The sequence below is a fragment of the Mycolicibacterium tokaiense genome (genome assembly GCF_010725885.1).
Taxonomy (GTDB): domain Bacteria; phylum Actinomycetota; class Actinomycetes; order Mycobacteriales; family Mycobacteriaceae; genus Mycobacterium; species Mycobacterium tokaiense.
Genome location: NZ_AP022600.1, coordinates 3292730 through 3304754, shown reverse-complemented (window position 1 = coordinate 3304754; position 12025 = coordinate 3292730). Strand labels below are relative to the sequence as shown.

At 69.3% G+C, this 12025-nt stretch carries 11 protein-coding genes; 2 read left to right on the top strand and 9 right to left on the bottom strand.

All coding sequences use genetic code 11. From position 1 onward, the window contains the following. Nucleotides 1-134: 134 nt before the first annotated feature. The 8 genes from G6N58_RS16140 to G6N58_RS16105 all read right to left on the bottom strand — a co-directional run bounded on the left by G6N58_RS16140 (nucleotide 135) and on the right by G6N58_RS16105 (nucleotide 6886). Entirely contained in the window at nucleotides 135-554 is a 420-nt protein-coding gene (locus G6N58_RS16140) for a RidA family protein (RefSeq protein ID WP_435406138.1), read from the bottom strand. 5 nt (nucleotides 555-559) lie between these two features. After that, nucleotides 560-2134: a gamma-glutamyltransferase family protein gene (locus tag G6N58_RS16135; protein WP_115278032.1), complete on the bottom strand. Its 1575-nt coding sequence runs from the start codon at nucleotides 2132-2134 to the stop codon at nucleotides 560-562. Continuing rightward, nucleotides 2131-2514, bottom strand: a complete 384-nt coding sequence (locus G6N58_RS16130; RefSeq protein ID WP_068915630.1) for a Rieske (2Fe-2S) protein — start codon at nucleotides 2512-2514, stop codon at nucleotides 2131-2133. The genes G6N58_RS16135 and G6N58_RS16130 overlap by 4 nt, the downstream gene beginning before the upstream one ends. 1 nt (nucleotide 2515) lies before the next feature. Beyond that, nucleotides 2516-3955: an aldehyde dehydrogenase family protein gene (locus tag G6N58_RS16125; protein WP_068915629.1), complete on the bottom strand. Its 1440-nt coding sequence runs from the start codon at nucleotides 3953-3955 to the stop codon at nucleotides 2516-2518. Continuing rightward, nucleotides 3952-5172: an NAD(P)/FAD-dependent oxidoreductase gene (locus G6N58_RS16120; protein WP_115278033.1), complete on the bottom strand. Its 1221-nt coding sequence runs from the start codon at nucleotides 5170-5172 to the stop codon at nucleotides 3952-3954. Before G6N58_RS16120 ends, G6N58_RS16125 begins: the two co-directional genes overlap by 4 nt. Then, a complete protein-coding gene (locus G6N58_RS16115; protein ID WP_068915627.1) occupies nucleotides 5169-5498 on the bottom strand; it encodes a Rieske (2Fe-2S) protein in 330 nt (109 codons plus the stop codon). Before G6N58_RS16115 ends, G6N58_RS16120 begins: the two co-directional genes overlap by 4 nt. Nucleotides 5499-5564: 66 nt before the next feature. Continuing rightward, nucleotides 5565-6278, bottom strand: coding sequence for an iron-containing redox enzyme family protein (locus G6N58_RS16110; protein ID WP_068915626.1), 714 nt, complete (start codon nucleotides 6276-6278; stop codon nucleotides 5565-5567). A 158-nt stretch (nucleotides 6279-6436) separates the two neighbouring features. Beyond that, nucleotides 6437-6886 (bottom strand): GlcG/HbpS family heme-binding protein, encoded by a 450-nt coding sequence (locus tag G6N58_RS16105; protein WP_068915625.1) that lies wholly within the window; start codon nucleotides 6884-6886, stop codon nucleotides 6437-6439. 314 nt (nucleotides 6887-7200) lie between these two features. On the opposite strand from G6N58_RS16105, the gene G6N58_RS16100 reads away from it, so the two are divergent. Beyond that, on the top strand, nucleotides 7201-8808 hold the full coding sequence (locus G6N58_RS16100) for a PucR family transcriptional regulator (RefSeq protein WP_083231047.1): 1608 nt from the start codon (nucleotides 7201-7203) through the stop codon (nucleotides 8806-8808). Here the strand turns inward: G6N58_RS16100 and G6N58_RS16095 are convergent. Continuing rightward, nucleotides 8805-10160 carry an MFS transporter gene (locus G6N58_RS16095; RefSeq protein WP_115278035.1) on the bottom strand — a complete coding sequence of 452 codons (1356 nt, stop codon included), beginning with the start codon at nucleotides 10158-10160 and terminating at the stop codon, nucleotides 8805-8807. The genes G6N58_RS16100 and G6N58_RS16095 overlap by 4 nt on opposite strands. A gap of 324 nt (nucleotides 10161-10484) precedes the next feature. Between G6N58_RS16095 and G6N58_RS16090 the strand changes: the two genes are divergently transcribed. After that, complete coding sequence (locus tag G6N58_RS16090) at nucleotides 10485-12020, top strand: hypothetical protein (RefSeq protein ID WP_115278036.1); 1536 nt, start codon at nucleotides 10485-10487, stop codon at nucleotides 12018-12020. Nucleotides 12021-12025 lie beyond the last annotated feature (5 nt).

Sequence of the window (12025 nt, the reverse complement as noted above, 5' to 3'; positions counted from 1 at the left end):
TCCTGAGCACAGGCGACAGCCGAGGTCTGCCCACGGCAACCCCTAGAGTCTAGGTGACAGCCAGCTTTGCTCCAAATCCCTGCTCGTGACACCGCCCGAGTGGCCGACGGAAAACGTCGGTTTCGGCGCGCGAGTTACACCACAGCGGCGGTGAGCTCCACCTCGACGGGGGCACCGGACGGCAGCGACAGTACGCCGATGGCCGACCGCGCGGGCAGACCTGGGCGGCCCAGCTGTTCGGCGATCACGGCGGAGGCACCGTCGGCGACCGCGCTGAGCTGGGTGAAGCCCGGCGCACACGCAATGAACACCGTCATCTTCAGACACCGCAGGCCTGCGCCCGCGGGCAGCACGGAACGGACCGCAGCCAGGGCGTTTCCCACGGCGATGGCCGCCGCCGCACGGGCTTCCTCGACGCTCAACGTCTCCCCCACGATGCCGCTGACCAGCAGCACCCCGTCGCGTCGCGGCGTCATCCCGGCGGTGTGGACCACGCCGTCGTGCAGCACCGCGGGGATGTAGTCACCCTGCGGCGGCGGGGCGTCAGTCGACACCGGGTTCACCCCACACCGAGGGCGATCCCTTCCTGGCGCGGGTCGGCGGCACCGAAGAGGATGCCGCGCTCGTCCCGCGAGATCACCTGCGCGCTGCCGCCGCCGCCCAGGGCCGGCTGCACCACGACGTGGTGGTGCTCGGCCAGCTCCCGCCGGACCGGCTCGGGCAGCGTCTCTTCGACGCGCAACTCGTCGGGGGCGCCGATGACGTCTGCGTCCGAGCCGGGGAACACGGTGAACCGCGGTGCGGCTACGGCCTCGGCCGGGTCCAGCCCGTGGTCGAGCAGGTGCGAGAGCAGCTGCATGTTCCACTGCACCTGCCCGTCGCCGCCGGGGGTGTTGCCCACGTGCAGCAGCTCGCCGGCGTCGTCGGTGACCACCCAGGCGTTCAGGGTGTGCAGCGGCTTGCGCCGCGGCGCCACCTCGTTGGGGTGTCCCTCGATCAGATATGCCCCGCGTCCCAGGCGGTTGTTGAGCACCACCCCGGTGCCCGGCACGGTGATCATGGCGCCGAAGGTGAACCCGAGCGAGTGGATGAAGCTGACGGCCCGGCCCTCGGAATCCACCGCGACGGTGGAGGTGGTGTCGCCGGCGCCGACGTCGACGGGTGTGCGCGCTTCGGTGCGCTCGTCCAGATCGCGGCGCTGCGCGCGAATACGATCCGGATCCAGCACATAACGGGAACCGTCATTGTCATTGCCGCACAACACAAATCGATCAGCGAAGGTCAACCGCGCGGCCCGGGCCATCCGATCGACGGCCGGGGCCGAGAGCCATCCGCTGAAGCCGACGGCCGCGTCGCAGAGTGCCGCCTGCTGCAGCACCATCCAGCCCGGCGTCGGCAGCGGGGTCTGATGCACCACGGCACCGGCGTAGCGGCCGGTGATCGCGCCCTCCCGCGCCACCGCGGCCCCGGCCGCCCATTCGTCGCCGGAGAAGGGAACGTCGTCAGCCTGCAACATCGCCACCGCGCGCTGCGCGAACTCGCCGGTGTAGAACCAGGCCGGGTCGTCGGCGAGCCGGCGGATGGTCGCGGCCAGATCGGGTTGGGGCAGCTGGGTGCCCACCTGCGCCCGCGCGTACACCGACAGCAGCCCGGGGTCGCCGTCGTGCAGTGCCTCCGCCACGTCGCCGGCGGTGCGCGCCGAGCAGGGCAGCCCACGTTCGGCGGCGTCGGCCACCGGCGCCCACAGCTCGGAGAGCGCCCGGGTGCCACCGTGGGCGTGCAGCGCCGTCAGCGCCGCGGGTGCACCCGGCACCGTGACCGACAGCGGCCCGACCCTGGGGATGCGCGACATTCCCTGCGCCCGGTAGAAGTCCGCGGTGCCGCCGTCGGGCCCGAAGCCGGACCCGTTGACGGTCCAGACCCGCCCGTCCGGTTCGCGGACCACGGCGAACGCGTCGCCGCCGATACCGCACTGACCGGGCAGGGTGAGCCACGTCATCGCGGCCATCGCCAGGGTGGCATCGACGGCGTTGCCGCCGTCGGCCAGGACTCGGGCGCCGGCCAGGCTGGCAGCGGGATGGCTGCTGCTGACCATGGCCGAGGCCGACAGGGTGGGCGGGCGCACGGGTGTCATCCTTGCCGACGCTGCCGCCGGGTGGGGCCGGACGGTGCCTCACCGGGATTGACCCCGACGAAGATCTCGCCGTCACGCTCCTGGCAGGGATAGGTCTTGATGGGTTCGGTGGCCGGTGGGCTGATCGGTTCGCCGGTCTCCAGGTCGAACGCACTGCCGTGGCAGGAGCAGCCGATCCCGTCGTCGCGCAGCTTGCCCGACGACAGCAGGCAGTCCAGATGCGTGCAGTAATTGGAGGTGGCGTACGCCTTGCCCTTCAACCGCGCCACGGCGAATTCGTGCTCGCCGGCGTAGAACCGGCGCACGATGCCCTCCGGCACCTGGCCGGAGCGCGCCACCCTGACGAATTCGGTTGTGGTGTCGTCGATCTGATCAGTCATGTCACAGTCCCGGATTCATATAGATGGTCTTCTCGTTGAGGTAGAACTCGATCATCGACGCGCCGGCCTGCTCTTTGAAGGTGGCGGTCGAGGACGCTTTGTAGCCGCCGAACGGCGCGTTCATCGCCATCCCGGTGGTGGGCTGATTGATCTTGACCAGCCCGGTCTTCGAGCGGCGGGAGAACTCCTGGGCGACGGTGAGGTCGTTGGTGACGATGGCGGCCGAGAGCCCGAACTCGGTGTTGTTGGCCGCGTCGATGGCGTCGTCGAGGGTGCTCACCCGTTGCACGGCGATCAACGGTCCGAACACCTCTTCGTCGACGATGCGCATGCCTGCGGTGGCGTCGGTGAACACCGCGGGACGCACGAAGAATCCGTTGCCACCGGTGTCCTCGCCGCCGCAGCGCAAGGTGGCGCCGTCCTCGATGCCGGCCTGGACGTAGCCCAGGAATTTCTTGTGCTGCTCGGCGCTGGCGAGTGCACCCATGTCGATGCCGGTGTCGGCGCCGGGGCCCACCTGCAGCGCTTCGGCGCGCGCGACAACGGCATCGACCACGGCGTCGTGGTTGGCCTCGGTGACGATCACCCGGCTGGTACCGGTGCAGGCCTGCCCGGACAGGCCGAAGGCGCCCTTGACGATCAGAGCAGCTGCGCGTTCGGGGTCGGCGTCGGGTGCCACCACCACCGGGTTCTTGCCACCCATCTCCAACTGCACCCGCCGGTGCGGGCCCACCTGGCTGTGGATCAGTCTGCCCACCGCGGTGGATCCGGTGAAGGTCACCGCGGCCACGCGCTCGTCGCCGGCCACGGCGGCACCGGCGGCCCCGCCGCCCTGCACCAGCGCGATGACCTCCGGCGGCAGTCCCCCGGCCAGCAGGGCTTCCACCAGCCGCTGCCCCATCAGCGGGGTGATCTCAGAAGGTTTGAACAGCACCGGGTTTCCCACCGCCAGCGCCGGCCCGAGCTTGCGGGACGGGATGTTGAGCGGGAAATTCCACGGGGTGATGGCGCCCACGATGCCGATCGGCTCCCGCACCGTGTAGAGCAGCGTCTGCCCCGCCACGGGATAGGTGGCGCCGCAGCTGCGGGTGGCCTCGGCGGCGTAGAACCGCAGGTTCATCGGGGTGCGGCTGACCTCCATGGTGGCCTCGGCCAGCGTTTTGCCCTCTTCGCGGACCAGCTCGGCGATCAGCTGGTCGCTGCGTGACTCCAGTTGCGCCGCAGCAGCTTCCAGGATACCGGCGCGGCGCTCGGGTGAGGTGGCCGCCCAGGCAGGCGCAGCAGCAGCCAGGCTGTCGACGGCCAGGCGCACGTCGTCGGCGCCGGAGTCCGGGAACGCGCCGATGACGTCACCGGGGTCGGCGGGGTTGCTGCGGGTGAAGGTGGCCCCGGACACCGCGGGCACCCAGTTCCCGCCGATGAAGTTCAAACCCTCGATCATGCCGTCACCTCTTCGATGTCGTCCTCGTACGCCAGGTCCCACAGGTCGGTGTCCTCGTCTCCCAGCACGGCGGGGTCCAACTCGCGGCCCAGCAGTTCGCGGGTCACCGAGATGTCCTCACCGCGTTCGACGGTGAACGCGCCGCACAGCGCGCCGCCGTCGAGGTAGAAGGCGGTGAAGTCCAGCCCGTCGCGATCGCCACGCAGCACCGGGGTGCCGGTCAGCGAGCCGACGCTCTGGATGTTGCGGCCGAACTGATCCGACCAGAACCAGTGCGGGTCGTCGTTGATCGCGTCGCGGCCCAGCATGGCGCCGGCCACGGCGACACCCTGGCGACTGGCGTTGTCGAAGTGCTCCACCCGGATGTGGCGGCCGGCCCTGGCCGAGAAGCGCCGGGCCACGTCACCGGCGGCGTACACGTTGGGCACACTCGTGCGCCCGGCCGCGTCGACCACGATGCCGTCGTCGATGTGCAGTCCGGTTGCGTTGGCTGCCTGCACATTCGGCGTGATGCCGATGCCGATCACGAGTACGTCGAACTCTTCATCGCCGACCAGCACCGCGTCCGCCGTCGTCTGCAGGTGCGCCACACCCGCGCCGGTACGGACGTCGACGCCGTTGTCGCGGTGCATGCGGGTGATCAGGGTGCCGAGGTCGGCGCCGAGCACGCGCTCCAGCGGGACCGGTGCGGTCTCGAACACCGTGACCGTCACACCGGCCGATACGGCGGTGGCGGCCAACTCCAGGCCGATGAAGCCCGCACCGATGATCGCCAGGCGCCGGCCCGGAGCCAGGTGTGGGGCCAGGCCGGTGGCGTCATCGAGGGTGCGCAGGTAGTGCACCAGGTCCGGGCGTGGGCCGGGTACCGGCAGCCGGCGCGGGCTGCCGCCGGTGGCGAACAGCACGGCATCGGCGGCGATGGGTGCGTGGTTGTCCAATTCCACTGTGGCGGTGGCGGTGTCGACCCGCGTGACGGTGGCCCCGGTGATCAGGTCGATGTCGTTGGCGGTGCGCCACTTCTCCGGCAGGATCCACAATGAGTCCTCGGTGTCGGTGCCGGCGAGGAACTCCTTGGACAGCGGCGGGCGCTGGTAGGGCGCGTGCGGCTCGTCACCGATCAGCACGATGCGGCCGTCGAAACCGTGGCGGCGCAGGTTGCGGGCGGCCACCGCGGACGCCTGGCCGGCGCCGACGAGCACATGGGTGGGCCGGGTCATGCGGGGATCTCCTGTTGGACGGTCTTGCAGACGTAGACGGTGCCGTCGTCGTCCACCCGCACCGGGAAGGTGGGTTGGCACAGGTCCTGGTCGGCCTCGTAGCCGGTCTCGAGGTCGAACTGCCACTGGTGCCCGGGGCAGATCACCTTGCCGTGCAACAGTGTGCCTTTGAACAGCGAACGGTCCTGGTGCACACAGAGATCGGCGAACGCGTAGACCTTGCCGTCAGTGGCGAACAAGGCAATGGCGGTGCCGTCGACCTCGACCCGCAGCTTGCGACGGCGGCCCAGCTCCTTGGTGCTGGCCACCGCGATCCACTCACCCATGATGTCCCTTTCCTGCGATTCGGGCGCGCTCGTAACCGCTGGGCGGTTACGAGCGCGCCGAAATCGCTAGACGCTGGCCAGCTCCGGCGCGACGTAGGTGTCGTAGAGACCCTTGGTGTAGGAGAACCGCATCTCGGCTCCCCAGCGCACCATCTGCAGGCAACGCTGCTGCAGGGCAACGGTGTCGGCGTGGTCGAGCACGATCTGGTAACCGCGCTCGCCGTGCACCACGTCCGAGGTGATGTGCAGGTCGAAGAACTCGATCTCGTCCTCGGTGAACTTGTACACCTCACGCAGCGGGACGATCTGCTTCATGTAGATGCTGGGCACCTGCGACTCCAGGCCCACCACCAGGGCAGCGGTGGCCACCACGAAGTGCTCGCGCTGCGACACCGCGTAGCACCAGGACTGCAGACCGCGGGTGATGGCGTTCATGTTGTTCGGGTCTTCGATGCGTTCCTTGGTGGTGCCGCAGGCCTCGCCGAACTTGATCAGCAGATCGGTGTGCCGGATGTCGGCCAACTCCTCCTCGTACATGTTCTGCAGCGTGAAGTCCTTGGCGCCGGTGTACTGATCGGGGGTGTTGGCGTAGATGTTGGCCAGGTAGTCGGCGAAGGGCCCGACGTAGTGGAAGTGGTTCTCGGCCCAGCGGGCGAAATGGTGACGCTCCAGCAGGCCGTCGGCCCAGGCCTTGGAGAACGACGCGTTCTTGGCCTCGCGGCCCTTGATGGCGTTCTCCAGCTCGGCGCGGAATTCGTCACGCCCCAGCAGTTCGGTCATGAAATCGGTCCTCTCAGATGGATGAAGATGAATTGGGCTGCAGTGCTACAGATTCCGCTTCGATGCGGGTGCAGTGTCGACGTTAGTGAGCGTCGCGGGCACTGACCACGGACACAATGACCTGCGCAAACACGCTGCGGCGGTCATGGTGCACAGGCCTAACGGGCCACCGAGGACGTCAGCGCCGCGAACTCCGCGAGCATGGCCGCGCCCACGGCCTTGTCCTGCTCGCCGTTGCCGCCGCTGATGCCCACGCCGCCGACGATCTGCCCGTCGAACACCAGGGGGAAGCCGCCGACGAAGATGGCGAACTTGCCGGGCAGCATGTGGCTGATGCCGAACGCCTCGTTGCCGGGCAGCGCGGGACCGTTCGGGGGTTCGTTGAACAGGTGGGTGGCGCGCTCGTGGCCGGCGGCGGTGAACGCCTTGGCGATGGCGATGTCGACGCCGGTCAGACGGGCGCCCGGAAGACGGTGTAGGGCAAGGACATTGCCGCCGTCGTCGACGACGCACAGGGTCTGCTTGACGCCGATCTCCTCCGCCTTCGCGCGCCCGGCCGCCAGCAGCGGCAGTGCGTCGTCGAGGGTGATCCGGTGGATTTGGTGCATGCGCGTGCCTCGCTTCGGTTTCGTGCGACTTGCGGAGTGTCAGCGGCGCCTACCGCCGGTGAGACTCCACAAATCCCTGAGCTGGTGTTGGTGACGTGGGAAGAGTTCTACCAACGTGGCGAGCCCAGTGGCAGGGCCAAGTTGTCCGGTGACAAGGCCGGAAACGGGTTAAAGTGCACATAGGCCGTGTGCTGAGTCGAGGTGTATTCGATTACCAGGCCCACTCGAATCCGAAGACAGCGCAGGTGAGAACAGTGCAGGCAACCAGTGAGGACGACCGGCTGACGGTCGCGGGCTTGCTCGACGAGTCGCTGATGGCGGGCGCGCAGGTGCTGGCGGGCGCCGACCGGCTGCACGTCGAGTTGCAGTGGGTGCTGCCGCTGGGCGAGGTGCTCTCGCGGCCCGATCCGCTGGACGGGGTGGCGGTGTACAGCCGGCCCGAGGCGCTGCTCGGCAAACACGGCACCCTGACCGCGCTGACCGCCCGCGGCGCCACCACCCTGCTGGTCGACGGCAGCCTGCCCGCCGACTTCCTGTCCGCCGGGCTGCCCGCCGATCTGGTGGTCATCGAGCTCGGTTTCCCGGTCGGGTTCGCCGCACTGAACCGGCTGCTCGCCGAGCGTGCGCTCAACCAGGAAGTGCACGTGATGCGGTACTCCACGCACGTGCACGCCTCCCTGGCCGGGCTGTTCCACCGCGGCGCGGGCCTGGAGATGCTGATCCGCGAGGTCTCGAACCTGGCCCGCAACCCGGCCATGGCCCTGGACGCCCGCGGCAATGTCGTCGCGCACAACGGGCTCGCCGACGACGCGGTGGCCCAGCTCAGCGAGTCGGTGGTGGTGATGCTGTCCGCCGACCTGCCGGCCTCGCGGCGCCACAGTGGACACGACACCCGCGTGGAACGTGTTGCGGGACCGAACAACAGCCCGTGGACGGTGATCGCCAGCGCGATCCGACTCGGCAAGGCGTTCGAGGGCTGGGTGCTGGTGTTGGTACCCGGTGCCGAACCCGGTGCACACGACACCGCCCGCCACATCGTCGTCACCGAGCAGGCCACGGCCATCATCGGCTCGGAGATGCTGCGCCAGCACAGCGTCGACGAGGCCGAGGAACGGGCCCGCGGCGATTTTGTCCAGGCCCTGGTGCATGGCAGCTTCTCCAGCGACCACGACATGCGGGCCCGCGCCGAGCACCACGAGATCGACATCGACAGCTGCTTCGGTGTTTTCGTCGCACCGGGCGTGCTGCCCCACGGGGTGGACAACCCCGCCGCCAGCATGGTCCGGCTGGCCCGTTATGCCGCCGGGGTGTCCCCCGACCCGCTGGTGCAGTCCTACGTCACCGTCATCGGTGACGTCCTGGTGGTGGTCCGGTCGCTGCGCGGGCAGGACAACGCGGCGATGCGGACCGAGATGACCGACTACGCCGAGGCCATGACCGCGGAGCTCCGCAAGCGCCGCGGCACCCCCGTGGCTGTCGCCTACGGCAGGCCGGCACGCGGCGCCGGCGACGTCTCCGACAGCTACCGGGAAGCCCGGGTGGCCCTGGGCATCGCCCGCCGACTGGGCCGCACCGGCGCCACGTCCTACCAGCAGTTGCGCAGCTTCACGGTGCTGGCCGACATCGCCGAGACCGAGCACAGCCGGGCGCTGCTGGCCGAGATCGTCACACCGCTGCGCTCGTCTCCGGACCTGCTGGAGACGCTCACCCGCTACCTGGAGCACGGCGGCAACGTCAACGCGACCGCCCGCACCCTCGACGTGCACCGCAACACCATGCTGGCCAAGCTGGACCGGGTGTCGCGGATCATCGGGCTCGACATCCGGGCACCGGAGAACCAGTTCACGGTCTGGCTGGCCATCCGCCTCGACATGCTCACCGAGGTGCGCGCGGCCGTCGACCGTGAGGCGAGCTTCCGTTAGGCCGGGTCCGGCCCGAAGAACGACCCGATGAATCCCAAGGCCACCACCACGGCGGCCCCCGCGAACAGCAGCGGGTAGCCGGCCAGGCCGAGGGCGATGGCCACCCACGCCGCGCCCATGCCCGACCCGCTGAACCGGATCAGGTTGTACAGCCCCAGCCCGGTGCCCTGGGCCCCGGCCGGCGAGCGGGTGGCGCCGGTGGCGGCCGGGGTCTGGACCAACGCGATGCCGACCCCGGTTAGCGCCAGGATGGCGACCAGAACCCCGAGCGGAACCTGCCCACCCATGGCTGCTGCGAGGCCCACCTGACCGGCCGCCAGCAGCACCAGTCCGGTGCGCAGCACCCGGCGGGGACGCAGCCGGTCCATGTACCGGCCCACCGGCGGGCCCAGCAACACCATGGTGGCCGGCACCACCAGCAGCACCAGCCCCGACACCGACGCAGACCGGCCCGCACCGGTGAGGAACAGCGGCACCGACAGCAGCACGGCCCCGAGGCTGAACATCATCGCGAACGCCGCCAGCGAACTGCGCACGAACCGGGCCTCGCGAACCAACCGCACGTCGACGAACGGATGCTCAGCACGCAGGCAGTGCCACCAGAACAGGGCCAGCACCGCGGCGGCCGCGGCGATCAGGGCCGCGGCCGGCACCGCCCCGGACGGCTGTGGCACCAGGGCGATACCGAGGATCAGCAGTCCCGAGCCCAGCGTCAGCCCGATCGCGCCGAGCAGGTCGAACCGCATCCGGGTGCCGGGGTGCACGGGAACGTGGCGCAGGGTGCCGATCAGCCCGGCCAGCGCCACCGGGACCAGCGGCACGAACACCCAGCGCCACCCCCAGGCGTCGGCGATGAAGCCGCCCATCGAAGGGCCGACCGCCTGCCCGATGCCATTGACCGACGCCCACAACCCGACGGCCCTGGCGCGGCGCTCTCCGGAGAACATCCACTGCAGCAGACCCATCACGGCGGGGCCGAAGGCCGCCGCCACCACCCCGCCGGCACAGCGCCAGGCGATCAGCACCGGCAACGTGGGCGCGGTGGCCGCACCGATGGCGCAGACCGCGGTGCCCACCAGAGCCAGCAGGTACACCCGCCGCCGGCCGAACCGGTCCCCGATCCAGCCCACCAGCGGCATGGTCGCGGTGAAGGTGAGCAGGAACCCGACCACCACGAACACCCCGCTGCTCAAGGGGGCGTCGAAATCGGCCAGCATGGCGGGCAGCGGCACGTTGACGATGTTGTTGCTCAGCGTGCCGAGCAAGGTGCCCGACAGCAAGGCGGCCAGCCCCAGCGGTGTGCCATCACCGGTGGTGCCGGCGGCATCGGCCCGGGTGTCGGTGTCAGTCATGTCCTGACAACTGTCTCACCCACTACCGGGAGATGGCAGCTCCCGCCCAGGAGGATATGCACACCCCAGAAGGCTTCAACAGGTCAACATGACCAGCGCCGTGAGGTGCGAAACGGCCCGCGATTTCCGCCCCGGTGGTGTGATGTTGGCATGTTTACCTGGGCGAAACGCGCTGTCACACCGTCGCCTTGCGTAGCGCATATTGCACATGGTGGAGATCACAACGGTGTGCACTGTGCTCGTTGACCCCCACGGTCATCGAGCCGAGCATTCCTGCAATCAAACTGCACAGCCCACGAGCAGTTGTAACGAAAGACCTCGCCGATGGACGCACAACTCACCGCCGCACACTGGATATATCTGGCAGGCATCGTCGTCATCCTCATCACGATGGCGCTGCGCAAGAACATCCTGGTTCCAGCCGTCACCGCCACCCTGCTCACCGCCTGGGTGTTCTCCGGCAGCATCGTCACCGGCTTGTCGTCGATCTTCAACGCCTCACTGGTGGCCGCCCAGGAGCTGTTCAACATCTTCCTGATCATCGCGCTGATCACCGCGATGCTGGGCGCCCTGCGGGAGATGGGCGCCGACAAGCTGATGGTGACGCCCTTCCGGGGCATCATGCGTGGCAGCACCAGCAGTTTCATCGTGCTGGCAGTGGTCACCTACGTGATCTCGCTGTTCTTCTGGCCGACGCCGGCGGTGCCGCTGGTGGGTGCGGTGCTGATCCCGGTGGCCATCCGCGCCGGCCTGAGCCCGCTGTCGGTGGGCATGGTGATCGCCATTGCCGGGCAGGGCATGGCGCTCTCGTCGGACTACATCATCAAGGTGGCGCCCGGGATCTCGGCGACGGCCGCGGGAGTGGACGCCGACAGCGTGGCCGACAAGTCACTGGTGCTCTCCCTGATCGTCGGCCTGGTCGCCCTGGGCATCACCTACCTCATGCAGCGGCGCACCTGGCAGAAGCCGTCGCAGGACCTGCTGGTTGCTTGGGAGAACAAGGCGGACAAGCTGGGGCTGCCCGACGAGACTCCCGACACCGATCCGGGTTCCGGCGGCGGAGCCACCCCTCGCGAGCCCGTCCCGACCGGTCCTTCCGGCACCGCCACCTTGACCCGTACCGATGCCGTGGAGGTGGTCGAGCCACCGAAGACCATGGCAGCCAAGACGTTTGCCGTCCTGGTTCCGGCGGCGTACTTCGCGTTCATCGTGTATCTGCTCGTGGGCAAGTTCACCGACCTGGTGCCTCCGCTGCAGGGCGGTGACGCCGCGGGCATCGTCGGCGGGATCGCAGCGATGCTGCTGTTCGCAGCCAGTGCCACCAATGACCGGCGCGACTTCCTCGAGAGCTCGTCGCGCCACATCATCGACGGCCTGGTGTTCGCGTTCAAGGCGATGGGCATCGTGCTGCCCATCGCCGGGTTCTTCTTCATCGGCAGTGGTGACTTCTCTGCGCGGGTGCTCGGCATGGGCTCCGACGCCACCGGTCCCGCGTTCCTGTTCGACCTGATCAGCGCCGCCATGGCGCACGTGACACCGAGCCCGTTCGTGCTCGGTTTCGGTGTACTGCTGGTCGGTGTGGTGGCGGGGCTCGACGGCTCCGGTTTCAGCGGTCTGCCGCTGACCGGCTCACTGGCGGGTGCGCTGGGTCCGGCCGCGGGCATGGATCCCGCCACCCTGGCCGCGATCGGCCAGATGGGCAACATCTGGTCCGGCGGCGGCACCCTGGTGGCCTGGTCGTCGTTGATCGCGGTGGCCGGTTTCGCCCGGGTGCCGGTGTTGACGCTGGCCCGCAAGTGCTTCATCCCGGTGATGTCGGGCCTCATCCTGTCCACGGTGTTCGCGATTCTGGTTTTCTGACAGGC